General features: G+C 58.5%; 23 protein-coding genes. 22 read left to right on the forward strand and 1 reads right to left on the reverse strand.

The genetic code is table 11. The features are described from left to right. The first annotated feature begins 607 nt into the window (after nucleotides 1–607). The 21 genes from AC0IW7_RS08965 to AC0IW7_RS09065 all read left to right on the forward strand — a co-directional run bounded on the left by AC0IW7_RS08965 (nucleotide 608) and on the right by AC0IW7_RS09065 (nucleotide 22,519). The gene (locus AC0IW7_RS08965; RefSeq protein WP_471817248.1) at nucleotides 608–1,816 is read left to right on the forward strand and encodes an ABC transporter substrate-binding protein; all 1,209 of its coding nucleotides are present in this window, start codon (nucleotides 608–610) and stop codon (nucleotides 1,814–1,816) included. Between the two features lie 88 nt (nucleotides 1,817–1,904). Then, nucleotides 1,905–2,654: an electron transfer flavoprotein subunit beta/FixA family protein gene (locus tag AC0IW7_RS08970; protein ID WP_471817250.1), complete on the forward strand. Its 750-nt coding sequence runs from the start codon at nucleotides 1,905–1,907 to the stop codon at nucleotides 2,652–2,654. A gap of 1 nt (nucleotide 2,655) precedes the next feature. Then, complete coding sequence (locus AC0IW7_RS08975) at nucleotides 2,656–3,585, forward strand: electron transfer flavoprotein subunit alpha/FixB family protein (RefSeq protein WP_471817252.1); 930 nt, start codon at nucleotides 2,656–2,658, stop codon at nucleotides 3,583–3,585. A gap of 125 nt (nucleotides 3,586–3,710) precedes the next feature. Next, nucleotides 3,711–4,493: an SDR family NAD(P)-dependent oxidoreductase gene (locus AC0IW7_RS08980; protein WP_471817254.1), complete on the forward strand. Its 783-nt coding sequence runs from the start codon at nucleotides 3,711–3,713 to the stop codon at nucleotides 4,491–4,493. A gap of 34 nt (nucleotides 4,494–4,527) precedes the next feature. After that, nucleotides 4,528–6,081, forward strand: a complete 1,554-nt coding sequence (locus AC0IW7_RS08985) for a class I adenylate-forming enzyme family protein (RefSeq protein ID WP_471817255.1) — start codon at nucleotides 4,528–4,530, stop codon at nucleotides 6,079–6,081. 168 nt (nucleotides 6,082–6,249) lie between these two features. After that, nucleotides 6,250–7,611, forward strand: a complete 1,362-nt coding sequence (locus AC0IW7_RS08990; protein WP_471817256.1) for an aromatic ring-hydroxylating oxygenase subunit alpha — start codon at nucleotides 6,250–6,252, stop codon at nucleotides 7,609–7,611. After that, on the forward strand, nucleotides 7,608–9,314 hold the full coding sequence (locus AC0IW7_RS08995; protein WP_471817258.1) for an FAD-binding protein: 1,707 nt from the start codon (nucleotides 7,608–7,610) through the stop codon (nucleotides 9,312–9,314). Before AC0IW7_RS08990 ends, AC0IW7_RS08995 begins: the two co-directional genes overlap by 4 nt. Before the next feature lie 45 nt (nucleotides 9,315–9,359). Beyond that, nucleotides 9,360–10,343, forward strand: coding sequence for a thiamine pyrophosphate-dependent dehydrogenase E1 component subunit alpha (locus AC0IW7_RS09000; RefSeq protein WP_471817260.1), 984 nt, complete (start codon nucleotides 9,360–9,362; stop codon nucleotides 10,341–10,343). Then, on the forward strand, nucleotides 10,340–11,329 hold the full coding sequence (locus tag AC0IW7_RS09005) for an alpha-ketoacid dehydrogenase subunit beta (protein ID WP_471817262.1): 990 nt from the start codon (nucleotides 10,340–10,342) through the stop codon (nucleotides 11,327–11,329). The genes AC0IW7_RS09000 and AC0IW7_RS09005 overlap by 4 nt, the downstream gene beginning before the upstream one ends. 25 nt (nucleotides 11,330–11,354) lie before the next feature. Then, nucleotides 11,355–11,585 (forward strand): biotin/lipoyl-containing protein, encoded by a 231-nt coding sequence (locus AC0IW7_RS09010; protein ID WP_471817263.1) that lies wholly within the window; start codon nucleotides 11,355–11,357, stop codon nucleotides 11,583–11,585. A gap of 25 nt (nucleotides 11,586–11,610) precedes the next feature. Then, nucleotides 11,611–12,426, forward strand: coding sequence for a 2-oxo acid dehydrogenase subunit E2 (locus tag AC0IW7_RS09015; RefSeq protein WP_471817265.1), 816 nt, complete (start codon nucleotides 11,611–11,613; stop codon nucleotides 12,424–12,426). 177 nt (nucleotides 12,427–12,603) lie between these two features. Beyond that, entirely contained in the window at nucleotides 12,604–14,139 is a 1,536-nt protein-coding gene (locus AC0IW7_RS09020) for a class I adenylate-forming enzyme family protein (protein WP_471817267.1), read from the forward strand. A gap of 76 nt (nucleotides 14,140–14,215) precedes the next feature. Beyond that, entirely contained in the window at nucleotides 14,216–15,439 is a 1,224-nt protein-coding gene (locus tag AC0IW7_RS09025) for an acyl-CoA dehydrogenase family protein (protein WP_471817269.1), read from the forward strand. Nucleotides 15,440–15,449: 10 nt separating this feature from the next. Further along, nucleotides 15,450–16,571, forward strand: coding sequence for an acyl-CoA dehydrogenase family protein (locus AC0IW7_RS09030; RefSeq protein ID WP_471817271.1), 1,122 nt, complete (start codon nucleotides 15,450–15,452; stop codon nucleotides 16,569–16,571). 48 nt (nucleotides 16,572–16,619) lie between these two features. Then, nucleotides 16,620–17,165 carry a nuclear transport factor 2 family protein gene (locus tag AC0IW7_RS09035; protein ID WP_471817272.1) on the forward strand — a complete coding sequence of 182 codons (546 nt, stop codon included), beginning with the start codon at nucleotides 16,620–16,622 and terminating at the stop codon, nucleotides 17,163–17,165. A 25-nt stretch (nucleotides 17,166–17,190) separates the two neighbouring features. Further along, the gene (locus AC0IW7_RS09040) at nucleotides 17,191–18,201 is read left to right on the forward strand and encodes a zinc-dependent alcohol dehydrogenase family protein (RefSeq protein ID WP_471817274.1); all 1,011 of its coding nucleotides are present in this window, start codon (nucleotides 17,191–17,193) and stop codon (nucleotides 18,199–18,201) included. A 102-nt stretch (nucleotides 18,202–18,303) separates the two neighbouring features. Next, entirely contained in the window at nucleotides 18,304–18,900 is a 597-nt protein-coding gene (locus AC0IW7_RS09045) for a nuclear transport factor 2 family protein (RefSeq protein WP_471817276.1), read from the forward strand. Further along, a complete protein-coding gene (locus AC0IW7_RS09050) occupies nucleotides 18,897–20,069 on the forward strand; it encodes an NADH:flavin oxidoreductase (protein WP_471817278.1) in 1,173 nt (390 codons plus the stop codon). The genes AC0IW7_RS09045 and AC0IW7_RS09050 overlap by 4 nt, the downstream gene beginning before the upstream one ends. A gap of 166 nt (nucleotides 20,070–20,235) precedes the next feature. After that, nucleotides 20,236–21,204, forward strand: a complete 969-nt coding sequence (locus AC0IW7_RS09055; protein WP_471817279.1) for a phytanoyl-CoA dioxygenase family protein — start codon at nucleotides 20,236–20,238, stop codon at nucleotides 21,202–21,204. A gap of 10 nt (nucleotides 21,205–21,214) precedes the next feature. Beyond that, on the forward strand, nucleotides 21,215–22,033 hold the full coding sequence (locus tag AC0IW7_RS09060; protein WP_471817281.1) for an SDR family NAD(P)-dependent oxidoreductase: 819 nt from the start codon (nucleotides 21,215–21,217) through the stop codon (nucleotides 22,031–22,033). A gap of 60 nt (nucleotides 22,034–22,093) precedes the next feature. Further along, the gene (locus AC0IW7_RS09065; protein WP_471817283.1) at nucleotides 22,094–22,519 is read left to right on the forward strand and encodes a carboxymuconolactone decarboxylase family protein; all 426 of its coding nucleotides are present in this window, start codon (nucleotides 22,094–22,096) and stop codon (nucleotides 22,517–22,519) included. A gap of 77 nt (nucleotides 22,520–22,596) precedes the next feature. Here the strand turns inward: AC0IW7_RS09065 and AC0IW7_RS09070 are convergent, their stop codons facing one another. Further along, complete coding sequence (locus AC0IW7_RS09070; protein ID WP_471817285.1) at nucleotides 22,597–23,541, reverse strand: LysR substrate-binding domain-containing protein; 945 nt, start codon at nucleotides 23,539–23,541, stop codon at nucleotides 22,597–22,599. A gap of 283 nt (nucleotides 23,542–23,824) precedes the next feature. Between AC0IW7_RS09070 and AC0IW7_RS09075 the strand changes: the two genes are divergently transcribed. Continuing rightward, a complete protein-coding gene (locus AC0IW7_RS09075) occupies nucleotides 23,825–24,679 on the forward strand; it encodes an HTD2 family dehydratase (RefSeq protein ID WP_471817287.1) in 855 nt (284 codons plus the stop codon). Nucleotides 24,680–24,706: the final 27 nt, after the last annotated feature.

Here is a 24,706-nt window from a genome sequence, read left to right on the forward strand (position 1 = left end):
GCACCTTCAACTTAATGAAGTGATGCAAACCCGACGCGTGGGCGTTGGGCGGGTAAATGGATGGGGGCGGCGGTTGAATCGCCGCGAGCGCCAACATCAGCGCGTTGCTAGCGCTGTTGGCTGCCTCGTTCACCCGCTCAAATCACTCGGTCATTCGCATGCGAATGCGCTGGGGAGCACCTTCAATTTAATGAAGTGATGCAAACCCGACCGTGGGCGTTGAACAGGTAAATGGGTTGGTGCGGCAATCGAGCAGGCGTGCACGCTGCTCTACTAGGCGAGCCTCTTGGACTAGGTCGATGACAGTCACAAGCGACAGAACGAAAAGCGACAGACATAGTGCTTTTTTCATCGGGGTACCTGCTTTTGAGCAGTGTTGTTGTTGGAGTTTGTGGCGCTCTGGCCCCTCACCGGTTCGTGGTCGGTAGCAGGGCCGTTTGAGCGCTGATTTGGATCTTGCCACACCTTCAATAAAAATTGAACGGTGTTTACAAATATAAATAGCATCCACTATCTTGCCCGCCAGCATGATGCGACGGGCGGTATCTATCCCTCACTTAGCCGCTGCTTGTGGATTCGTGCGCCCAATAATAAAAAGGAAAGGGTTATGCGAAATCTTGTAGCGGTTGCCTTGCTGGGTTTGTGCTGTGTGTGCGTTCACGTCTCAGGGGAGGAGACGCTAGACGTTGGTCTGATCTACCCCGCAACCGGCAATTTCAAACAACAAGGGTTGGCGCAGATGCGCGCCGCCCTGATGGCGGTCGACGAAATCAATGCCCAGGGGGGCATCTCAGGTCGGCAGCTGCGCCTGCTGCCGATCGATAGCCACGGCCGCCCGGAAACAGCGGCGCGCTCAGTGGAAAAGCTGGCAAATGCCAATGTACGCACCGTCGTTGGCGGCGCCTCGAACGAAGAGGTGCTGGCCATCGGCGAGGCAGCGGCTAAGCGCAATATGCTTTACCTAGTGCCGCAAGTGGCTTCCGCGGATGTGACTGGGCGCCAGGGCCGGCGCAGCCTATTTCAACAAGGTAGCAGTGCGTGGATGGCGGGCAGGGCGCTAATTGAATACCTGGACATGCAGTTTCCCAATCAGAAGTTTTTCTACGTCACCGCTAGCTACACCTACGCCAATGCGGATATCGGCGCATTCATTGAGGCCGCCTCCATGGCTGATCGAGCCAACGGCCAAAGCTATCGGGAGGGCTTACAGCTGGCTGCCACCAGCGACGCCAAAGTGCTGGTGCTGATGCTCTATGGCGATGATCTGGTGCGGGCCATGTCGTTGGTCAACAAACTCGGCTTGCGCCAGCGTATGCAAGTGGTCGTTCCGTATCTCAACCAAGACATCGTCGAGCAAACCGGACCCAGCCTGATGGAGGGAGTAATTGGTGCGGATACTTGGGCTATTCAGGCCCCAACTCTGGAAAACAATAAGCGTGGTCAGGCGTTTATCGACGGCTTTGTGCAGCTCTATCAGGCTTACCCCTCCAGCGCTGCGGCCTCCACCTACGACATCTTTTATCAGTGGGCTGATGCGGTGCGGCGTAGCGCCAGTACTGACCCAGAGAAGCTAATCAGCGCCATGGAAGGGCATGACTATCGCTTGCTCAAAGGCGAGCAGCAATGGCGCGCCTTCGACCACCAGAACCTGCAGGCGTTGTATGTGCTTAAGGTCAAACCGCGGGCTGAGGTGATGAAAGACCCACTCAAGCAGGACTATTTCGAAATCGTGCACAGCATGGATGGTGATATGGCCGCGCCGACCCTAGTTGAGTGGCAGGAAGCCCGAGGGGTGGGTGGCGAAACGCTAAAGTAACTGCGGCGAATACCCAGCCTATGAGTTGACAAACTATCTGAACGCAATTCATCATTATGAACGGCATTCAGATAACTGTGGAGTTCCAATGAAAGTCCTCGTCGCTGTTAAACGAGTCATCGACTATAACGCCAAGCCGCGAGTCAAGCCTGACGGCAGTGGCATTGATCTGACCAATCTAAAAATGTCGATGAACCCTTTCGACGAGATCGCCATTGAAGAAGCGGTGCGTCTCAAAGAGGCGGGCATCGCCAGCGAAGTCGTGGTGGTTTCCATTGGTCCAGCGGCTGCGCAGGAAGTGTTGCGCACTGCGCTGGCCTTGGGTGGCGATCGCGCCATCTTGCTGCAGGAGGAGGCTGAAGTGCAGCCGCTCGCCGTGGCTAAGGCGCTAAATGCGCTGTGCCAGCGCGAGCAGCCGGCCTTGGTGATTCTGGGTAAGCAGGCCATTGATGACGATGCCTGCCAAACCGGCCAGATGGTTGCGGCGCTGCTCAACTGGCCGCAGGCGACCTTTGCCTCCAAGCTGGTGATCAATGGCCAACGGGCGCAGGTCACCCGTGAAATCGACGGCGGCCTGGAGACGCTGGACCTCGCCTTGCCGGCGGTGGTGACCACCGACCTGCGCCTGAATACCCCGCGCTACGCCTCGTTGCCCAACATCATGAAGGCCAAGAAAAAGCCCCTGGAAGTTCTCACGGCGGCCGATCTGGGTGTTGATCTGGCACCGCGTCTGAAAACCCTCAAAGTTATCGAGCCGCCCAAACGTAGTGCTGGCGTGATGGTGCCCGACGTTGCGGCACTGGTAGACAAACTGCGTAACGAAGCGAAGGTGATCTGAGATGGCTGTATTGGTAATTGCCGAACACGATAACGCTGAGCTGAAAGCAGCGACCCGCAACGCAGTAAGCGCGGCGCTGCAAATGGCCGGCGACGTTCATCTACTGGTGGCAGGCAGCAGCTGTGCTGCAGTCGCGCAGCAGGGCGCTGGGCTTACTGGCGTCAGCAAGGTATTGCTGGTCGACGCGCCGGTGCATGCGCATGCCTCGGCAGAGAATTTGGCTGCGCAAGTACTGGCCATCGCCGGGCAGTACAGCCATATCGTGGCGCCCGCCACTGCTAGCGGCAAAAGCTTCATGCCGCGCGTTGCGGCGCTGCTCGATAGCGCGCAAATCTCCGATGTGGTGGCAGTTGAATCCGCCGATACCTTCGTTCGCCCAATCTATGCCGGCAACGCCTTGGCGACTGTGCAAAGCGCAGATGCGATCAAAGTTGTGACCATCCGCAGCACAGGCTTTGACCCGGTTGCCGATGGCGGCCAAGCCAGCGTTGTGGACGTGGCGGCGGTGGAAGGCACTGCTGCGGTCAACTTTGTTGGCCAGGAAGTAACTCGTTCCACGCGGCCGGAGCTGACTTCGGCGCGTATCGTGGTTTCCGGTGGTCGGGGCATGGGCAGTGGGGAAAACTTTGCTTTGTTGGAAGGCTTGGCCGACCAGCTCGGTGGGGCAGTGGGGGCTTCCCGCGCGGCGGTTGACGCGGGCTATATGCCGAACGATTACCAGGTTGGCCAGACCGGCAAAATTGTCGCGCCAGAGCTTTATTTGGCGGTGGGTATCTCCGGCGCGATTCAGCATTTGGCCGGCATGAAAGATTCCAAGGTCATTGTCGCGATCAACAAAGATGCCGAGGCGCCGATTTTCCAGGTGGCTGATTACGGTTTGGTCGCCGACTTGTTTGAGGCTGTGCCGCAGCTGAGCGCTAGCCTCGCTTAACGCTTTTAGGCGCTGCAGCCTTTATAGGTTGCAGTCGCCTTTTTTCTTTTGCATTACTGCTCTCCCTAGGGGAGCCCTTTTGCCGCACAACCTGAACAACAAAAATAACCAAGGGAATTTCGCTCATGCGGCTGTTTTCTTTACAGGGCAAGGTAGCGTTAGTAACAGGCGCCTCGCGCGGGCTTGGGCGCGCAATGGCGCTGGGTCTGGCGGCTGCGGGTGCCCATGTGGTGCTGGCTGCGCGAGATCGGCAGCGCCTTGCTGAGGTCGCCGCGCAGATTACTAAGGAAGGTGGTAAGGCCGACATTCTGGCTTTCGACCTGACCGACGAGGCGGCGGTGATCTCGGCGATTCCTGAGGTTATTGGTCGTCATGGGCGCTTGGATATTCTGCTCAACAACGCCGGTATCTGCCTCTGGCAGCCTTTGCTGGAATCCAGGCTGGATGATTGGCGCAAAACTCTGGAAGTTAACCTCACTGCGAACTATTTGTTGGCGCGTGAAGCAGCGCGGCCGATGCTGCGTCAGGGCAGCGGCTCAATTATTAACATCGGTTCGTACGTGGCTCGCTTGGGGCGTGAGAAATTGCAGGCGTATGTCGCCAGCAAGCACGGCGTGGTTGGTTTGACCAAGTCGCTGGCGGGTGAGCTCGGCCCCCGAGGTGTTCGATGTAACTGCATTTGCCCAGGGTATTTTCAAACCGACATGGCCGAGCAGGTAAGCGCCAACCCCGCACTGTGGGAGGCGGTACGCAGTCATATTTCCCTAGGCCGTTGGGGCCAGCCGGAGGAGCTGCAAGGTGCAGCCATCTTCCTGGCCTCGGATGCCAGCAGCTACGTTAATGGGCATACGTTGATGGTGGATGGCGGCGTATCCGAAGTGCTATGCCTGCCTATTCCTGTCGTATAAATCCCATTCCCAGACAATCAGGAGAGCCCTTGCAATGAAGACCCTCGGTGAGTTGCTGGAGCGTAATGCGCGCCTATTTCCCGATCAGGAAGCCGTAGTTTTTGAAGATCGGCGCATTTCCTATCGCCAGTTGCTTGAGCGTGCTCGGCAGTTGACCTCGGCATTGCATCAGCGGGGCATGCGCCATCAGGATCGCGTGGCGATTCTGGCGATGAACTGCAATGAATATTTCGACGTATATGCCGCCTGCCATCTTTCTGGCTTTATCTGCGCCACGGTAAATTTCCGCCTGGCCGGCCCGGAGATTGAATTCATTCTCCAGGACAGCGCGCCGCGGGTTCTGGTATTTGAAGCGCAGTACAGCGAAGTCATCGATTCGCTGCGCGCCAAGTTGCCGTCGATTGAGCACTACCTGTGCATTGGTGAATGCCCGGCCTGGGCTGAGCCTTATGACGCCGCGCTGCAGGCAGGCGACGCAGCAGGGGCGCCGCTCCGGGCGATCCCCGAGGACATTGTTCACCTTATCTATACCAGCGGTACCACGGGGCGCCCAAAAGGTGCCGCGCGTAGCCAGCGCGGCGATCTCGCCCTGGCGCAAAACCAATCAGCGACCATGGACATGCGCACCAACGGCCGGGTACTGGTGATGATGCCGATGTTCCATGCGGGCGGGCTGTCGATGATGCTGTCCGAGTTCTGGCATGCAGGCTGTGTGGTGTTGCACCGCAAGTTCGAAGCCCTGGAAGTGCTGAGCACCATCGAGCGCGAACGCATCCTCACGGTACATATGGCGCCAACCATTGTGCAGCAGGTGCTGGACCTGCCGAATATCAGCGACTATGACCTGTCCAGTTTGGAGACCATTCTCTACGCCGCCGCACCGATGCCGGTGGCGGTGTTGCAGCGCGGAGTAAAGTTGCTCGGGCCAATCTTCGTCAACTCCTGGGGCATGACCGAGACCACCGGTACGGTGTTGCCCAAACACTTGCACAAGCTGCAGGGCAGTGAGGAGGAGGTTCGCCGTCTGGGCTCCATTGGTCAGCCGATGACCTTCTGCGACATTCGTATTGTTGATGAACAAGGCGAAGTTTGCCCCGATGGCACCGCCGGGGAGATCTGCATTCGCTCGCCGGCCAACATGGCGTACTACTGGAATAACAGCGTTGCCACAATTGAGACGTTGCGTGATGGCTGGTTGCGCACGGGCGATATGGCCTGGCGTGATGATCAGGGCTTCCTGTTTCTGGTCGATCGCAAGAAAGACATGATCATCACCGGCGGTGAGAATGTGTACTGCCAGGAAGTGGAGCAGGCGCTTATGCACCACCCGCATGTACAGGATGCTGCCGTCATTGGTGTGCCGCACCAGAAGTGGGGCGAAACGGTTAAAGCGATCGTCGTGCTCAAGGGCGGCACGCAGTTGCTGGCTGAGGAGCTAGCCGAGTTCTCCACCACGCGCATTGCTCGTTACAAGCGGCCCACCAGCATCGAATTTGTCGCCGAACTGCCTCGCCTACCGAGTGGCAAAGTCAACAAAATTCAGCTGCGCACGCTCTACGGGAGCGAGCATTCACAGGCTCAAAAATAGCCTTTTCAGCCTACCTGCAAGGTGTTTTCAGTGCGTTGACAGTCAAGCTGTTGTCTGTTTATAGTGCTGAACAGCGTTCAGAATATTGCAGGGCGGTTCGCTGCCCCTCACACAAAAATAATAAGGCAATAGGCAGATCCCCGTGACTGCCGATGCAGGAGGTTCCAGATGACTGCTCGTGAATCAGCGCCGCAGGCAATACGGTCGGATTTTGTACCGCGCGACGGCTATATTTCCAAGGAATATGTGCAGCTTGAGAAAGAGCGCATGTGGCCGAAGGTCTGGCAAGTCGCTTGCCGACTTGAGGAAATCCAAGGCGTAGGCGACTACGTGACCTTCGATGTGATTGATGAATCCATCATCATCACCCGCCTGACTGGCGACAAGATCAAGGCCTACTACAACGTCTGCCAGCATCGTGGCCGACGCCTCACTAATGGCTGCGGCCACGCCTCCAAATTCCACTGCAACTACCATGGCTGGCAGTGGAACTTAGATGGCAGCGTGCTGCGTATTCTTGACGAGCAGGACTGGGCAGAATGCCCGAGCATGAGCCGTGAAGACCTGGCGCTCAAAGAAGTGCTGGTAGAAACCTGGGGCGGTTTTGTCTTCATTAATATGGACCCCAAAGCCGAGCCCCTGGCTAACTACCTGGCACCGGTTCCGGAAATTACCGACTGCTACGAATTCGAGAACATGCGCTACCGCTGGTACAAGTCGGTGCGCCTACCGTGCAACTGGAAAGTAGCCCTGGAAGCCTTTAACGAGGGTTACCACGTAGCGGCGACTCACCCGCAAATTCTCGATACCCAGGGCGACGATGTCACCCGCAGCTTCGCCTTTGGCAAGCACGGTATGTTCGATTACTCCACTGCTACACGCCTGCCGGGTACTCCGTCGCCGCGTACCGGCAAACCAATTCCGGACGATATCCGTCCCGGCCTGGTGAAGTTTTACCAGATCATGGAAGACCAACTTAAAGCCATCTTCACCGACCGTGACAATGAAGCTACCAAGCGCCTACTGACGGAAGTCGAGCCTACCCAAGACCAATTCTTGGTGTTTGGTAAAGCCATGGAGTTTCAGCGTGAAGCGGCTATCGCAGACGGTGCCGGCTGGCCTGAGATCAGCTTTGAGCAGATGGGTCGCGCCGGCACTGACTGGCACGTTTTCCCCAACTTGGTGTTCTTGCTCTATCCGGACGGCGCGCTGTTCTATCGCGCACGCCCGGACGGTGATAACCCCGATTCCTGCATCTTCGATATCTGGTCGCTGAAGCGTTACGCGCCGGGCAAAGAGCCCAAGCTGAATCGCGAGATCTATCACGGTGTCGATGACTGGAAAACCAACAGTGTGGAAATCTTTGGTCTGATTCTTAGCCAAGACTTCAACAACATGGGGCAGGTGCAACAGGGCATGAAGTCCCGTGGCTTCTCTGGCGCCAGAACCAACCCGCTGCAAGAAAAGGCCATCTCTAACTTCCACCGTGAGCTCAGTGAGTACATCCACGGTACGGAGTCCAAGCGATGAGTCAGTGGGACGAAAGCTTTGACCTGGTAATCGTCGGCAGTGGGGGCGGCTCGATGTGCGCCGCGCTGAAGGCGAAAGAGTTAGGCAAGCGCGCTCTGATCATCGAAAAGCTCGACAAAGTTGGTGGCTCCACCGGCTACTCCGGTGGCGTGTGGTGGGTTCCCAATAACTCGGTAATGAAGCGTCACGGAGTCGATGACTCCTATGAAAAGGCCCAGCAGTACCTGCACAGCACGGTTACCTATGACGGTCCTTCGACCAGCCCAATCAGGCGCGAAGCGTTTTTGCGCACCGGGCCTCTGATGGTCGATTTTCTCGAACGTTCGGGCATGGCCTTCGAGTACGCCGATGGCTGGTCTGACTACTACGACGATCGTCCGGGCGGTCAGCCGCGCGGTCGCTCGCTGGTGGCCAAGCTGTTCAATATTCGTGAGTTGGGCGATTGGGCGCAGCGCCTGTCGCGCTATCGCGGCCAGCCTATTCCGGCGAACTCCCACGAGTTCCCCACCCTGTTCCTGATGAAGCGCACCTGGGCCGGCAAGAAGAAAGCGTTGCAGCTGGGCTTGCGCCTACTGAAACAAAAGCTGTTGGGCCAGGAGGTGCTCGGTGGCGGCGCCGCCATTCAGGGTCGCATGTTGCAGATTGCTTTGCGCGCAGACTTACCGATCTGGGTCGAGACCCCCGTCGAGGAGTTAGTGGTCGAAGACGGCAAGGTGGTGGGCGTAGTGGTTCGCCGCAACGGGCAGCAACTGCGTGTGCAAGCTCGCGATGCGGTGCTGATCAATACCGGTGGTTTTTCCCGCAACGCCGAAATGCGTAAACGCTTTCAACCCCAGCCTTCCTCCGCGCAGTGGACCAACGCCAATCTTGGCGACACTGGTGAAGTACTCCAGGCCGCCATGCAGCTAGGTGCTGCAGTGGATTGCATGGACGAGTCCTGGTGGGTCGTGACATCGCTTGGGCCGAACGAAAGCTTCCCAGAGGGCGCACGCACCGCTAGCGGCGAGCCGCTGCCGTTTATGCACCACCTTGATCTGTCGTTGCCCTATTCGATGTTGGTCGACCAGGACGGCCAGCGCTTTTGCAACGAGGCCGGCTCGTACATGGAAATCGGCCAACGCATGTACCAGCGTCAGGCTGAAACCGGTAAGGCAGTTCCGGGCTGGGTGGTGATGGATAGCCGCCAGCGCAAGTTCTATCCATGGGGTACGGCCATGCCAGGTCAGGTACCTAAGCAGTGGCTGGATAGCGGCTACATGGTTAAGGCGGACTCGCTGGAAGAGCTGGCTCGCAAGTGCGCCATCGATAGCGCCGGCTTGCTGGCGACTGTGGCGCGCTTCAATGGCTTTTGCGTCACCGGCGTCGATGAAGACTTCGCCCGCGGCGGCCGTGCATTCGACCGTTGCCACGGCGACCCGACGGTTACGCCTAACCCCAACCTGGGCAGCATCGAGCAGGGGCCTTTTTATGCCGTGCGCATGTACCCCGGTGATGTCGGCACCGCTGGCGGTTTGGTCACTGATGAATTCGCCCGTGTACTGCGCGAAGACGGCACCTGTATTCCAGGGCTGTATGCCACCGGTAATGCCACCGCAGGCGTTACTGGCCGTTGCTATCCAGGCGCGGGTACCAGCATCGCCGCATCGTTCATTTTCGGCTACATCGCGGCGCTGCATTCGGCAGGGCAAGAGAAGATTTGGTAGGGCAACCCCAATTTTTGAGTTTTGGCTTAGACGGAGAAAAACAAGATGACAGCCGCAATTCCAGACCGCGACATATTGGTCGGTATCTACCGACGTATGACTCGGATCAAACAGAACGACGAACGTTTTCGCGCTGTGTTGAAGTCCGGCAAATTAGCCATGCCTTATTACTCGCCTCGGGGCCAGGAAGTCATTCCTTCGGCGGTGTCAGCGTGCCTCACCGATGAGGACTACATCTGCACGATCTACCGCGGCGTGCACGACATGATCGCCAAAGGTATTCCGCTTAAAGACTTGTGGGCTGAGTTCGGTGGCCGCGTCACCGGTACCTGCAAGGGTAAAGGCGGGCCGATGCACGTTACTCACCCGGCCACTGGCGTAATGGTTACCACCGGTATTGTCGGTAGCTCCATGCCCATCGCTAACGGCTTGGCATTGGCGGCGCAAATTCGCGGTGAAAAGCGCGTCACCATTGCTTATTTCGGTGATGGTGCGTCGAACATTGGCGCCTTCCACGAGGCGTTAAACATGGCGTCTGTGTGGAAACTGCCGGTGGTGTTTGTGTGCCAGAACAATGGCTACGCCGAACACACCAAATATGCCTACGGCACTTCGGTAGCCAATATTGCCGATCGTGCGGTCGCCTATTCGATGCCCGGTATCACGGTGGACGGTAACGATCCTATCGCCATGTACCACACCGCCCATGAAGCCATCGAGCGTGCTCGCTCAGGCGCTGGCCCGACGTTGATCGAGGCAAAAACCTTCCGCTTCCATGGCCACGTGTTTGGCGATGTCGATGCCTACATGGACAAAGGCGAGAAAGACGCCTGGATCGCCAAAGACCCTGTGCCGTTGTTCCGTGCCTGGCTAATTACCACTGGCAATGCCACTGAAGGCGAGCTGGCGGATATGGAAGCCAGCATCGAAGTTGAGATCGACGAAGCCCTGGAATTCACTTTAAACAGCCCCTACCCAGATCTCGCCGAACTCCAGCGCGACATCTTCAAGGATGAGGTGAGCGTATGAACCAAGCAGCCAAACTAAACAGTATTCAAGCGATCAACCTGGCACTCGACGACGCCATGGCGGCAGACCCAAACGTTATCGTCTTGGGCGAGGACGTGGGTGATAAGGAAGAGGGCGGCATCGTCGGGGTTACCCGCGGGCTGTCGAGCAAATACGGCGACTCCCGTGTGCGCTCCACGCCTATTTCCGAGCAGGCGATTATTGGTGCCGCCATTGGTGCTGCCATCGTGGGTATGCGCCCGGTTGCGGAAATCATGCTGATGAACTTCACCACCGTGGCGATGGACATGATCATCAACCATGCCGCCAAGCTGCGCTTTATGTCCGGTGGCCAAACCCACGTGCCGATGGTGATTCGCACCATGACCGGTGCGGGTTTCGGTACTGGCGGCCAGCATGCTGACTATCTGGAAGCCTGGTTTGCGCATACCGCTGGGATCAAGGTGGTTGCCCCGTCCAGTCCGGCCGAAGCCTATGGGCTGATGTTGTCTGCCATTGAAGATGACGACCCGGTGTTGTTCATCGAGAACATGCCCACCTATTGGAACCCAGGTGCGGCTCCAGAACCTGGGGTGAAAATCCCTCTGGGCAAAGCCAACGTGTTGCGCGAAGGCACCGACGTCACCCTCATCACCTACAGCCGTCGTGTGCTGGAGTGCAGTGCGGTGGCTGAGAAGCTGGCGGGCGAGGGCGTGTCTGTTGAAGTCATCGACCTGCGCACCATTTCGCCGCTCGACAGTGCCTGCATCCTCGCGTCGGTCGGCAAAACCGGGCGCGCAGTGATCGTGCACGAGGCGGTAAAGCCATTCGGTGTTGGCGCCGAAATCGCTTCGCAAATCTACGAGGCTCTCTACGGTCAGCTTAAAGCGCCCGTGCAGCGCGTCGGCTCTAACTACTCACCTGTGCCGTTCTCCAAACCATTGGAGGATGCCCACGTACCGGGCATGGCGCAGATCGAAGCGGCTATCCGCACCACACTTAAGTGACTTCACACCGTTCAAGGAAAATGTCATGAGCACGCAAATACTGATGCCCAAATTGGGCTTCTCGATGAACGAAGGCACCCTGACTGAATGGCTTGTTGCCGATGGCGCAACGGTGGAAGTAGGGCAATTGCTCTATGCCCTGGAAAGTGAAAAGTCGATTCAAGAGATTGAATCGCCGGCCAGTGGCACCTTGAAAATCATCGCTGAAGTTGGCGAGACCTATGACGTCGGCACTGTGTTGGCCGAAATTATCTAAGTACGCTGTGGTTGAGGAAATACGCATGAGCGCTGATGTTGATGTTCCGGTGAATGTAGCTGCACCCAAACCTGCGGCGCCTGCCAAGGAGCCAGTGGCTTTCGGTAGCGAGCTTCCGGCTTGGCCGAACGTCGACTTCAGCGAGTTCGGCGAAATTGAGTCACGCCCGCTGTCGCGGGTGCAAAAGCTCACTGCACAATTTATGTCGCGCAACTGGCTGATGATTCCCCACGTAACCCACCATGACGACGCGGATATCACTGCCCTTGAGGTACGCCGCAAGGCACGCAATGCAGCGGGTGAGGCGGTCAAACTGACCTTGCTGCCGTATTTGATCAAGGCGGTGGTAGAGGCGCTAAAGGCCTTCCCCCAGTTCAATGCGTCGTTGGATGGTTCGGGCAAACAACTGGTGTTGAAGAAGTACTTCAACGTCGGTGTTGCGGTGGATACGCGCTTTGGTTTGTTGGTGCCGGTGTTGCGTGACTGTGATCAAAAGACGGTTGCGCAGATCGCGGCGGAGTTGCAGGCCATTTCGCTGAAGGCTCGCGACAAGGGTCTCTCTATGGCCGAGATGTCTGGCGGCTGCTTCACCATCAGCTCCCTGGGCAGCTTCGGCGGCACCGGTTTCACCCCGATTGTGAATGCGCCTGAGGTGGCAATTTTGGGCGTTACGCGTACCCAGGAGAAACCTTACCGGGGCAGTAACGACCAGATTGATTGGCGCCAAGTGTTGCCGCTGTCACTGAGTTACGACCACCGCGTAATCAATGGTGCAGACGCGGCGCGCTTTACGGCCAAGCTTGCCGAACTGTTGGCCAACGTTGAGTTACTGGAAGCCTAAGCTCGGGCGGCGTACTGCGGTATGCCGCGGCCGGGATGTAGCGCACAAGTCGACTGCCGTTGGACCATCGACTCGATAGGCTAACGCGCTATTTGCATAGCCGCAGAAGATCGTTTGCGCAGGGGATCACTGCGCAATCCGTTTAAACAATAGTTTGATAATAATGACGGAACTTAGATGAAGACTCTCGGTGAAGTGATCGAGCGCAACGCTCGTTATTTTCCTTCTGGCAATGCGCTCACCTCCAATTCGCGGCGCGTCAGCAACGCTGAATTGGCCGAGCGCTCGCGTCGGCTTTCCGCCTACTGGTATGAACAAGGTTTGCGCCGTCAGGACCGCGTTGCCATTCTGGCGATGAACTGCGTTGAGTACTACGAAACCTACCGCTCCTGTGAGTGGGCAGGTTTTATCGCCGCTACGGTGAATTTCCGTTTGGCACCGCGGGAGATGCTTTTCATCCTGCAGGATGCCGCACCCAAAGTGCTGGTTTTCGAAGCCCAATATGCTGCTGTAGTCGAGCAATTGCGCGCTGAGTTGCCGACTATCGAGCACTACCTGTGCATTGGCACCTGCCCCGCTTGGGCAACCCCTTTTGAGCAAGCGATGGCGGAGGGCGACGCGGCTGGCCCGCCGATCCGTTCTGAGCCTGAAGACTTTGCCTACCTGATGTACACCAGCGGCACTACCGGCCGCCCGAAGGGCGTAGTACGCACTCATCACGCGATGTGCCGCACCGCAGAAACCTGTGCCTTGATGAGTGACTTCAGTGGTGCCACGCGGGTACTGCAGACCACTCCAGCGTTCCATATCGGCGGAATCGGCTTCGTCAACTCGGCGGCGTGGCTGGGGGGCTCGACGGTCATTCATCAGGGCTTCGAGCCGCAGGCAACGTTGCAGGCAATACAAGAAGAAAAGGTCACCTTTACCTTCATGGTCGCCGCCATGCTGCAAGCGGTGCTGGATACGCCGAACGTGCGCGAGTACCGCCTGCAGAGCCTGGTGCATGTGGTCACTGCAGCCGCGCCGATTCCGGCACCACTGCTCAAACGGGCTTTCGACGTGCTCGGTCCGATCTTCTCTGTGCAGTACGGCATGACTGAGAGCAACGCGTGCGTATTGCCGCGGCACGAGGTCAACCCGTTTGGTACAGCCGAGCAAATCCATCGCCTCGAGTCAGTAGGCGTGCCCCTTCCCGGCATTGAGTTGCGGATTGTCGACGACCATGGCAACGACTGTGCCGATGGGGAGCCCGGAGAGGTCGTACTGCGATCGGATACCCAGCTGAGCAGCTACTGGAACAACTCGGTAGCGACCATGGAAGCGCTGCGCGAAGGCTGGTACCACACTGGCGACATGGGTTACTGCGATGCCGAAGGGTACCTGTACCTGGTCGACCGTAAGAAAGACATGATCATTTCCGGTGGCGAGAACATCTACAGCCGTGAGGTGGAGGTTGCCCTTGAGCTGCACCCACTGGTGGTGGAGTCAGCGGTGATCGGTATCGCCGATCCGAAGTGGGGCGAATCAGTAAAGGCGGTGGTGGTATTGGCCTGCGGTGCCAGCCTGGAAGAGCTCGATCTGATCGCTCATTGCAAGGCCGTCCTAGCCAGCTATAAGTGCCCGAAAGTCATCGAGTTCGTTGCCGAGCTTCCACGTATGGCCACCGGCAAGATCAACAAGGTTGCTTTGCGTGAGCGCGAGCGAGTCGCTTAAGCGCGTTAGGAAACACATTTTTCGGGTTGCGGGCCTAGCTGTCGGCACCCTTGAAGCGAGATGAGGAGGTAGAACCATGCATTTTGAGTTTAGCCAGGAAGATGAGGCCTTCCGTGAGGAGGTCCGCACGTTCTTCCGTGACAGCGTCACGCCCGATATTGCTCGTTATGGCTTTGAAGGTGCGCACCCCGTCCCGCGCGAGATGCTGCGCACCTGGCAACGAACCCTGCATGCGCGTGGCTGGGGAGCTCCGCATTGGCCGAAGGAGTTCGGTGGCACTGACTGGTCGCCAATTCGCAAGCACATTTTCCTTGAGGAGTTGGTCAACGCCGACGGCTTGGATTATGGCTGGCAGGGCACTCATATGATGGCGCCAGTGGTAATTCAGTTTGGCAACCAGTGGCAGCAAGATACCTTTCTGCCTCCCCTGCTAACGGGCGAAACGTTCTGGTGCCAGGGCTTCTCGGAACCTAACTCTGGCTCCGACCTTGCCAGCCTGAAGACTCGGGCTGAATTGGATGGTGGGGGTGACCACTACATCGTCAATGGCCAGAAGATCTGGACCAGTGATGCAAAAATCGCCGACTGGGGATTTTTCTTGGTGCGTACCGATTCCACCGTTAAGCCGCAACGCGGCATCTCGTTCCTGCTAATCGACATGAAGAGCCCTGGCATTACGGTACGCCCGATTGTTTCGATCGACGGCGGCGACGGTTTGGCAGAGGTGTTTCTGGAGAACGTTCGCGTACCCAAGGAGAATTTGGTGGGCGAACCGGGCATGGGTTGGACCTATGCCAAGTTCTTGCTGGAGAAAGAGCGTACCTCCAGTGCGTTTATCTACTTCAACAAGCGCGAACTAGAGAAGGCCAAGACCATTGCTCGCGCCGAAACCGAAGACGGCGTGCCGTTGCTGAAAAACCCAGTATTCGCTCGCCGAGTGGCCGAGATCGAGACCGATATTTTGGCGCTGGAGTGGTCCGTGCTGCGCATTCTTGCCAAGGAGGACTTGCGCGACAACCTGGATGCGGTGGTCTCGACGCTGAAGGTGCGTGGCTCCGAACTGCAGCAACGGGTAACAGAGCTTCAGGTAGATGCCTTAGGGCCTAGGTCCCTGCGTTTCTACGACCATGGGCCAGGACGAGATACCCAAGAGCACCACGCCAGTGAATGGGACGATCTGTGGCCAGCTTATGCGCCTGGGCGCTGCAACATGTATTTCTTCCAACGTGCTTCAACCATTTATGGCGGCGCCAAAGAAGTACAGAAGAACATCATCGCCAAACTGGCTTTCGGACTCTAAGGGAGGACCTATGGATTTCAATCTTTCCGAAGAGCAACTGATGCTGCGTGACGGCGTCGAGCGCTATATCCGTGATGACTACGCGTTTGAAACCCGTCGTCACCAGGTCACCAGCGGCGAAGGTTTTAGCCGCGCGCACTGGCAGCAATTTGCTGATCTAGGCTGGCTGGCTTTGAACCTGCCAGAAGATGTTGGCGGCCTGGACTGCTCCTTTGTTGAAGCGTCTTTGGTGCTCGAATCCTTCGGCCGCGGCATGGTGCTTGAACCCTTCGTCAGCAGCGCCGTGTTGTGCGCCCGTATCGTCGACCGCAGCGGTTCTGACTACCACCGTAACGACCTGCTGCCCGCGCTAATCGAAGGCCGTTTGTTGCTGGCCTTAGCCGATGCCGAGGGCGGCTCGCGTTTCTCTGTCGGTTGTGTAGAGGACACCATTGCCCGTAAGACTGCTGATGGCTACCAACTGAGTGGCGTGAAGACATTGGTGTTCAATGGGCCGTCGGCGGACAAGTTTTTGGTCACTGCCCGCTTTGAGGACAACAACGAGCCGGCGGTGTTTATCGTCGACCGTGAAGCCGCCGGTGTGTCTCTTGACGAGTACCCATTGGTTGATGGCTCTCGTGCTGCCGACATCCGTTTTTCCAAGGTGGAACTGACCAGCGCGGCATTGCTCATAGAGCCATCACGCAGTCGCGAGGTGCTGGAAGAGGCCTTCGACCGAGCCGCTTTAGCAGTAGTTGCGCAGATGCTCGGGGTAATGGGCGGCGTAATCGATATGACCGCCGATTACATCAAAACCCGTAGCCAGTTTGGCCAACCCATCGGCAAGTTTCAGGCCTTGCAGCACCGCATGGCGGAGATGTTCGTCGACGTGCAGCACGCCCGTTCGATCCTTTACCGCGGCATGGCGTATCTGGACAAACCGGCGCCGGAGCGCCGCAAGGCAATCTCTGCGGCTAAGGCTGCGGCGAGCAAGGCCGGCCGTTTTGTCTGCGCGCAGGGTGTGCAGCTGCACGGCGGCATCGGCCTGACCGAAGAGTACCCAGTGGGCCACTACTTCCGCCTGATGACGCTGCTGGAAAAACAGTTCGGCGATACCGACTACCACCTCACTCGCTTCGCCTCCAAGGACTGAGTTTGCAAGCGCACCGCGCTGCGGTGCGCCCCCTTTTAGGAGCACCTTATGAACGACAATAACAACAATATTTCACAGGCTCGCATCCAAGCATTGCTCGACCGTCAGGACATTCTTGACTGCGTTACGCGCTACTGCCGCGCCGTGGACCGCTTCGATAAAGAGCTATTGCGCAGTGTTTACCATGACGATGCCATCGATGATCACGGCAGCTTTTTGGGCGGGCGCGATGGCTTTATCGATTGGGCTCTGGCCTATCACGGTGAGTATCAGCTCGCGCACCACCATATGATTTTCAACCACAGCGTTGAGCTGGACGGTGATACCGCACACGCCGAAACTTACTGGTTATTCTTCGGTGAAAATCGCGTTAAGCCAGACTCCTTGGCCGTCGGCCGCTATATCGACCGCTTCGAAAAGCGCGAAGGCCGTTGGGCGATTGCCGAGCGGGTGTGCGTCACCGAGTCGATCAACCATCTTCAAGCCACCGAACTGCCAGAAGCCTTTCGCAACATTCAGATGGGCAACGCCCACAGCAGCCGTGACCTTGACGATGTCTCCTACCAGCGCCCGCTAAAAGCGCGCCGTCCCTGATTCCTAGCCTCTGTAGGAGCTGACGATGCGTGCTTATGTGATCGAGCGTTATGGCGATACCGACGGCCTAGCCCTGCGTGATTTACCGCCTCCCGGCCCACCCGCGGCGGGCCAAGTGCTGGTGCGCCTGCGCGCTGCCGCGCTGAACTTCCGTGAGCTGCTGATTTTGGGCGGTAGTTACAGCCAGCTGTGCAAACCGCAGCTCATTCCCTGTTCCGATGGTGCCGGGGAGGTGGTTGCAGTGGGCGAGGGCGTGACGCGGGTGGCGGTTGGCGAGCGGGTGATACTGACGTTCCATCCCCACTGGCTCAGTGGCGACATGCCTGTTGGGCGTGATGTGCTGGGGCGCGGGGGGGCGGTGGATGGCACGCTGTGCGAATACACCTGTGTGAGCGAGAACGAGCTGGTTCGTGCTCCCGCGCACCTGAGCTTTGAGGAAGCGGCAACGCTGCCCTGTGCTGCGCTGACCGCGTGGTCGGCGCTCACGGCGGGTGGAAGTCTGCTGCCGGGGCAGAGTGTGCTGACCCAGGGTGGTGGTGGGGTGTCGGTTTTCGCTGTGCAATTGGCCAAGTTATTCGGCGCCAAGGTGGTGGCGTTGTCATCTAGTTCCGAGCGCCTGGAGCGGCTTCGGGCGCTGGGTGCGGACGAAACCATCGACTACCAAATTCACCCAGATTGGTCTGCAGTCGTGCACGAGAAAACGGCTGGGTTAGGGGTTGATCTGACCGTCGAAGTGGGCGGTGGCGCCACTGTCGAGCGCTCCGTGCAAGCGACCCGTATAGGCGGGCGAATCAGCCTGGTTGGCTTGCTCAGTGGGGGGCCGGTGCTCAGCGAAGCATTCTTCTATCGAGGGCTGTCGTTGCACACCATCCGCGTTGGCAGCCGCGATCAGCTGGAGCAGATGTGCCGCGCCATCGAAACCCATGGCTTGCGCCCGGTAATCGAGCAAACCTTCGCCTTCACCGACGTCGCCCAGGCGTTCCAAACCCTGAAGCATGGGCGTCATTTCGGCAAGCTGGTGGTTGCCATCGACTGAGTGCCGCAGGGCAGGGCACGCCGATCTCGGTTCCATCCGCGTTCAACGATTGTGCGGCTGTGCCGCGCCTCGCCAGGGTCACCTCGTACAGGAGTGGCAGTAATGAATGAGCTGTTGTTAGCCCGCCTGGAGCGGGTGGAGGCGCAACTCGCCATTGGCCAACTGCCCGCGCGTTATGCCCTGGCAGTCGATGCGCGGGATTTGCAGGCGTTGGTGGGACTATTTGTCGACGACGTTGACTGTGGGCGCTGGGGCCAGGGGCGCGAAGCGCTTAAAGCATTCTATGGCTCCGAGTCGATCCTGCAGGCCTTCTATCGCAGCGTGCATCAGATAGGCGGGCAAACCTTGGACTTCCAAGACGCCGACCACGCCACTGGCACGGTCTATTGCCGCGCCGAGCATGAGGACGGCGAGCACTGGGTGGTCATGGCCATCTGTTACTTCGATCAGTACGAGCGTCGCGACGGATGCTGGTACTTCGTGCGCCGTGACGAGCGCCACTGGTACTCCACCGATTGGCTGCAACGCCCGGGCGAGCCTGCTTGGCAGAACTGGCCAGGGAAATACACCAGCGAGCGTTACCAGCCGCAACTGCCCGGTGCCTTTGCGAGCTGGAATGACTTCTGGTCAGGCACCTCATCGGTGTTGCGCAACCGCCTTACACGCCAACCTTGTACCCAACAGGAAGAGATTTTATGAGTTCACTGCTCGCGCCTTTATTTGAGCCGTTGCAGATCGGTTCGACAGTATTAAAAAACCGCTTCGCGATGGCGCCGATGACGCGCAATTTTTGCCCTGAGGGTGTGCCGGGAGACAACGTGGCGGGCTATTACCGTCGGCGCGCCGAAGGTGAAACCGGGTTAATCATTACCGAGGCTGTGGGCATCGACCATCCGGCGGCACTGGGCGAAGCCGGCACTGGCGAAAGTGATTTACCTCATCTGTACGGAGACTCGGCACTCGCAGGTTGGCGTGCGGTGGTTGAGCAGGTGCATGCCGCAGGTGGGGTGATTTTTCCGCAGCTGTGGCACCAGGGTGGCATGCGCGTGCCGGGCACTGGGCCGCATCCAGAGTCTGCCTCTATGCGGCCTTCAGGTCTGTGGGGGCCTGCTGGCGGGCTCACTGCAACTTCTGCTGAGTACGTACAGCAGCAATTGCCGCCAACCGCGCCAATGACCGACAGCGACGTGCAGGACGTGATCGATGCCTATGGGCGCAGCGCCAAATATGCGCGTGCGTGTGGTTTTGACGGTATTGCCATCCACGGTGGGCATGGTTACCTGATCGACACCTTCTTCTGGCAAGCGACCAACCAACGCACCGATGCCTGGGGTGGGGGGCGTAGCGAGCGCAGCCATTTTGCCGCTGAAGTCGTGCGCGCCATTCGCCGTGAAGTGGGCGCCGACATGCCGATTCTTCTGCGCTTCTCGCAATGGAAGCAGCAGGACTTTAAAGCCAAGCTGGCCCAGACCCCGGTAGAGCTAGAAGAAATTCTGCGGCCATTGGCCGATGCCGGCGTCGATGTCTTTGATGCCAGCGCACGTTATTTCAACCGCGCCGAGTTCCCTGAGCACGGCGGTACTGATGGCGTACTTAACCTGGCCGGTTGGGCCAAGAAGCTGACCGGGCGCCTGTCGATGGCGGTGGGTGGTGTCGGCTTGGAAACCGGTATGTACGACAGCAGCAAACAGGGTGGCGCAGGCGCCAGCAATAACCTGGATTTGCTCATGGAGCGTTTCAGCCGTGGCGAGTTCGACTTAGTCGGCGTGGGGCGCTCCCTGTTGCACGACCCGCACTGGACGCGCAAAGCGCGCACGGGCGAGGCATTTGAGCTGTTCTCCAACGACTCGTTAAAAGTGCTCACCTGACCCTGGATGAATCATCTATGGCAATAAAAGCTGAGGTGGATTCAACACCCTGGCTGAAAGGTGTTTTGAACCCTCGGCGGATTTTCCCGCCGCCCATGCTGGTTACTATCGATGCATGCCTTAACGCAAGGCAGCTCAATTGCTAACAAGAACAACAGGAACGATCATGGCTAATCAACTGCCGATAGACGCGCTGCCTAGCATGCGCGAACTGAATGTCTCCAATCATCTGCTGGATGACCGCGAAGCGCTGCAGGCTGCCTGGGAGCGCGACGGTTATTGGTTCTTCCGCGACGTGCTGGACCACGACGCGGTTGCCCGCCTGCGTGCCGTTTACATGGCCGTGCTGGATGAATACGAAGTGGCGCGTGGCGATGATCCGATTGCTGCCTACACCGGTAAAAATCTGGAAGGGTTTCCTTTCCGTATGGAGCCGCTGGTGGACCGTGAGCCTTGGCGCGAGTTCGTCAAAGAGCCGGCGATCCATGCGTTCTTCCAGCGCGTGTTGGCGGATGATCCGTTCTGGATTCCTACCGTTGAGTACCGTGCCACTCCGCCGGCGCAAACCCGTGAGCGCAGCCGCATGGATTACCTGCACCAGGACGGCTTCTACAACAAAGGCATTCCGTTCCTGATTTGCTGGATGCCGTTGTCGGTCATCGACGAGCAAGTGGGCGGCCTGGCCCTTGCCGAGGGGATGCACAAAGGGCCGTATCTGCACGATGCGAACAACCCGCCGTTGTTCCAAATACCTAATGGTTCGGTGCCGGACCATGCCTGGCGTCGCACCACCTACCGGCCGGGTGACGTGCTGCTGATGCACATCAATACCCCCCATAGCGGCCTGGCCAACTACTCCGATCGTTTCCGCCTGTCGATGGACATCCGCATCATGCCGGCATCCGGACATACCCCGATCATTGGCCACCTTACCGAGCTGACCTCAGCGTCGGTCAGTGTGCTTGGCGACGATGGCCGCAGCGGCACCTTCCGCGTGGACGAGGTTACCTATTGCCGAGGCATTGATGGCAAGAAAGTCCCCTTGGACGAAATTCCGCTGCGTATGAAAGCCGGTGACCCCGCGATTGTTGCGTTTGAAGGCGATCACGCCACGTTGATTCGGCCGCAGCATTAAGGGGTCTGACATGCCAAAACCTACACAGTACTTCCAGCGCCTGGCTGGAAAAGTAGCCATCGTTACCGGCGCCGGTTCGCAGGGCGATGGCTTCGGAACCGGCAAGGCCATTGCCTACCAGTTTGCCCGTGAGGGCGCCAAGGTGTGCCTGGTGGATCAGCACCCAGAGCGTGCTGAAGAAACCCTGGCGCTTATTCTCGCCGATGGTGGTGAGGCGTTCGTGGCCGCGGGTGATGTCACCAGCGACGACGACTGCGCGGGTTTCGTTGCGCAGACCGTCAAGCGCTATGGCGGCCTGCACATTCTGGTCAATAACGTTGGCGTTGCCAGCCGACCACTGCCGTACGAGGAGTACCCGCTGGAGCAATGGCGGCGAATCATCGATATCAACCTGGGCAGTGTGTTTCTGATGTGTCGACATGCGCTCCCGCAACTGACCGCAAACCCCCAGTCGGCGGTGGTCAACATCGCCTCTACCGCGGGTTTGCAGGGCATGGGCAGTGGTCCTTATGGCCCGTCAAAGGCGGCGATGGTGCAGTTCACCCGTGACCTGGCGACCCTCTACGGGCGTAAGGGACTGCGGGCCAACACCGTTGCGCCGGGGCATATCTATACCCCGTTGGTGCACGGTTTGTTGAGTGATGAAATGCGCACGCGGCGGCGCAAAATCGCCCCTTTGGCTGTTGAGGGGGATGCGTGGGATGTGGCCGCGGCTACCTTGTTCTTGGCCAGCGACGAAGCCCGCTTTATCACCGCAACCTGCTTAGCGGTAGATGGCGGCGTTACCGAAGTCGCGCCGCTAACGGCCTATGACTTGGTGCAGAACTGAGTTTTCTGCTCGCAGTTGGCACTACGCCCGCGAGCACCTATTTTCGACGGAGCTGTAACGATGAGCGAACAAACCTATTGGAATGACGGCTACGCCCTTATGGAAAAGATGATGGGGCCGGAGTTTGCCAAGGTTATGGAGGCAAATGCCAACTCGGGGCGTTTCGCCGCTGACGTTGGGCGCATGGCTGTGGAGTTCGCTTTTGGTGCCGTTTGGTCGCGCCCAGGTCTTGAACTTAAACACCGCAGTGCGGTGGTGATCGGCGCGCTTATCGCTTCTCGGCAGCCGGAAGAGTTGCGCAACCACATACGTTTTGGCCTGAATAACGGTCTGACGGCTGACGAGCTGCAGGAGATCATTATTCAGACGCTGCCCTATGTAGGCTTTCCTGCCGTATCGAGCGCCCTGGGCGTGACCATCGAGGTACTGCGCGAGCGTGGCCTCGACGGTGGTACCAAGACGGCGAGCGAAAGCGGGCTGCTCTAGTGGTTAACGCTACGCGCTAACGCGCCCCGTAGACTTGGCGTTGCTGCCCAAGGCTGCGGTGGCCACCCTAGGGCTTTTTAAACCTTGGCCACCGGTGAGACCGCGTAGCGAGGTGGGCTCATGATCTCTTTGCCCGCCGGATAATGTTCGAGCATAAAGTCGACAAAGGTGTGCACCTTGCGCGACTCCCTGCGGCCACGCGGGTAGAGCACTTCCATGGCTGGGGCGAGGGTGGTCCAGTCGGCCAGTACCTGCTGTAGCGCCCCGCTGCGCAAGTGCTCGTACAGATGGAAACCCACCCCCTGGATAATTCCCAAACCACTGAGAGCGGCTTCAACGCGGGTATTGCCCTGGGTGATGGACAGGCTGCTTTGCAGTTGCAGCACCTTACGTTGGCCATGGCGCTCGAACGTCCAAGGCAACATCCTGCCAGTGCGTTCAAACATATAACTGATGCAGTCGTGCTGCCCCAGGTCATCGGGCGTCTGCGGCGTGCCGCGCGCTGCCAAGTAAGCAGGTGATGCCACAGTCAGCAAAGGCGTGTGGCCGAGCTGACGAGCGATCATTCCGGAGTCGCCGAGTGGGCCGAGGCGGATCATCACGTCGTGCTGGCTTTCGACGGTGTCTGATATCTGTTCCGAGTCGCAGAAGTCGAGTTGGATATCGGGGTAGCGGCGGCGAAACTCTTGCAGCAACGGTACGATCAGCAGTTGCGCAATGGTGCTGGGAATATCCAGACGCAGGCGGCCGCGCGGCTGCAAATGATTACCCGCGAGCATTGATTCGACGCTGGCGATTTCCTCATGTACGTGTTGGCAGTGCGCGTAATAAACCGCGCCTTCATCGGTCAGGCTAAGACGCCGTGTAGTGCGATTGAGCAGGCGTACGCCCAGCTCGGCTTCAAGGTTGCTCAGGTGGGTGGAAACCATCGACGGTGACAGGCTAAGCGCGGCCGCGGCGGCGCTTAAGCTACCGCGGTCGACGACGGTCATGAACACTTCCATGCTGCGTAGCTTGTCCATCCTCTAACCACCTATTCGTCAACAGGACTGCAATCTTACTGTGCAGTTTTCAATTTTTTCCAGCATTTCGACAGCTTATTACGACCGCCATTTGAGCGAGCTGGATTTCGCTTGTCAGTAGGCGATTTTCTGAAATAAACTGAACGGCGTTCACTATAATGAATAATGATCGGGCGTGTCACCTCAGCGAACGCCTTGAATTACGCCTTTGGATTTGCCAGCCCAGTCCGCCAAGTTGCAGTGCTCGTGGCGAGATAGGTGGGATCGACAAGGAATAAGCTACGTGAAGATCGACGAAAATCATCTGAAGCAATGGGTGGGGCGGCAAGAGCGGCAACAAGCCCGCTTGAACGCGACGCCGCTCAATGCATTGGCAGCCACTCTTGATCGCGATGATCCGGCGTATACGGCAGATGCAGCGGTACCGCTGCTGTGGCACTGGTTGTACTTTCAGCCTGCCGCCCGCCAGTCCCTACTAGGCAGTGACGGCCACCCGCAGCGTGGCGGATTTTTGCCCCCCGTTGATTTGCCCCGACGCATGTGGGCGGGCGGACGCTTGAGTTTCCATGCCGCATTGCCGGTGGAGGGCGAGGTAGAGCGGCTGTCCACCATCCTTGATGTGTCGCATAAGAGCGGACGCAGCGGCGACTTGGTGTTCGTCAAGCTGTGCCACGAGTTGACACTGGCCGGCAAGCTACTGGTGCGTGAGGAACAAGATATTGTCTACCGCGACCCGCCGCGCCCAGGTGATCCAGTGCCGGCGCCACAGCCGGCACCCCAAGGGGCGCAATGGTCAAAAGAAATTCTGCCCGATCCGGTGATGCTGTTTCGCTATTCGGCACTGACCTTCAATGGTCACCGTATTCATTACGACCGCCCCTATGCCATGCACGAAGAGGGCTATGCCGGCCTTGTAGTGCACGGGCCATTGATTGCTACCTTGTTAATGAACCTGCTGCGGGACACGTGCCCGCAGGCGCAGGTGAAAGGTTTCTCCTTCCGCGCCGTTCGGCCTCTGTTCGACATCCATCCATTCCGGGTCTGTGCGGCACCTGAGCCCGATGGCCGCAGTATTCATCTCTGGGCAGAAGACGTTGATGGCTTTCTGTGCATGGATGCCCGTGCGGAGCTGGCTTGATATGCACATGAGCGCGTCGTGGCGGAA

It is taken from the genome of Pseudomonas sp. AC229 (assembly GCF_979254655.1).

Excerpts from the sequence above, each read along its gene's own strand:
- AC0IW7_RS08980 (WP_471817254.1), top strand. The coding sequence starts at position 3,711 with ATGCGGCTGTTTTCTTTACAGGGCAAGGTAGCGTTAGTAACAGGCGCC.
- AC0IW7_RS09070 (WP_471817285.1), bottom strand. The coding sequence starts at position 23,541 with ATGGACAAGCTACGCAGCATGGAAGTGTTCATGACCGTCGTCGACCGC.
- AC0IW7_RS08970 (WP_471817250.1), top strand. The coding sequence starts at position 1,905 with ATGAAAGTCCTCGTCGCTGTTAAACGAGTCATCGACTATAACGCCAAG.
- AC0IW7_RS09010 (WP_471817263.1), top strand. The coding sequence starts at position 11,355 with ATGAGCACGCAAATACTGATGCCCAAATTGGGCTTCTCGATGAACGAA.
- AC0IW7_RS09005 (WP_471817262.1), top strand. The coding sequence starts at position 10,340 with ATGAACCAAGCAGCCAAACTAAACAGTATTCAAGCGATCAACCTGGCA.
- AC0IW7_RS09050 (WP_471817278.1), top strand. The coding sequence starts at position 18,897 with ATGAGTTCACTGCTCGCGCCTTTATTTGAGCCGTTGCAGATCGGTTCG.
- AC0IW7_RS08975 (WP_471817252.1), top strand. The coding sequence starts at position 2,656 with ATGGCTGTATTGGTAATTGCCGAACACGATAACGCTGAGCTGAAAGCA.
- AC0IW7_RS09045 (WP_471817276.1), top strand. The coding sequence starts at position 18,304 with ATGAATGAGCTGTTGTTAGCCCGCCTGGAGCGGGTGGAGGCGCAACTC.
- AC0IW7_RS09065 (WP_471817283.1), top strand. The coding sequence starts at position 22,094 with ATGAGCGAACAAACCTATTGGAATGACGGCTACGCCCTTATGGAAAAG.
- AC0IW7_RS09020 (WP_471817267.1), top strand. The coding sequence starts at position 12,604 with ATGAAGACTCTCGGTGAAGTGATCGAGCGCAACGCTCGTTATTTTCCT.
- AC0IW7_RS08995 (WP_471817258.1), top strand. The coding sequence starts at position 7,608 with ATGAGTCAGTGGGACGAAAGCTTTGACCTGGTAATCGTCGGCAGTGGG.
- AC0IW7_RS09060 (WP_471817281.1), top strand. The coding sequence starts at position 21,215 with ATGCCAAAACCTACACAGTACTTCCAGCGCCTGGCTGGAAAAGTAGCC.
- AC0IW7_RS08990 (WP_471817256.1), top strand. The coding sequence starts at position 6,250 with ATGACTGCTCGTGAATCAGCGCCGCAGGCAATACGGTCGGATTTTGTA.
- AC0IW7_RS09055 (WP_471817279.1), top strand. The coding sequence starts at position 20,236 with ATGGCTAATCAACTGCCGATAGACGCGCTGCCTAGCATGCGCGAACTG.
- AC0IW7_RS08985 (WP_471817255.1), top strand. The coding sequence starts at position 4,528 with ATGAAGACCCTCGGTGAGTTGCTGGAGCGTAATGCGCGCCTATTTCCC.
- AC0IW7_RS09025 (WP_471817269.1), top strand. The coding sequence starts at position 14,216 with ATGCATTTTGAGTTTAGCCAGGAAGATGAGGCCTTCCGTGAGGAGGTC.
- AC0IW7_RS08965 (WP_471817248.1), top strand. The coding sequence starts at position 608 with ATGCGAAATCTTGTAGCGGTTGCCTTGCTGGGTTTGTGCTGTGTGTGC.
- AC0IW7_RS09030 (WP_471817271.1), top strand. The coding sequence starts at position 15,450 with ATGGATTTCAATCTTTCCGAAGAGCAACTGATGCTGCGTGACGGCGTC.
- AC0IW7_RS09000 (WP_471817260.1), top strand. The coding sequence starts at position 9,360 with ATGACAGCCGCAATTCCAGACCGCGACATATTGGTCGGTATCTACCGA.
- AC0IW7_RS09015 (WP_471817265.1), top strand. The coding sequence starts at position 11,611 with ATGAGCGCTGATGTTGATGTTCCGGTGAATGTAGCTGCACCCAAACCT.
- AC0IW7_RS09040 (WP_471817274.1), top strand. The coding sequence starts at position 17,191 with ATGCGTGCTTATGTGATCGAGCGTTATGGCGATACCGACGGCCTAGCC.
- AC0IW7_RS09035 (WP_471817272.1), top strand. The coding sequence starts at position 16,620 with ATGAACGACAATAACAACAATATTTCACAGGCTCGCATCCAAGCATTG.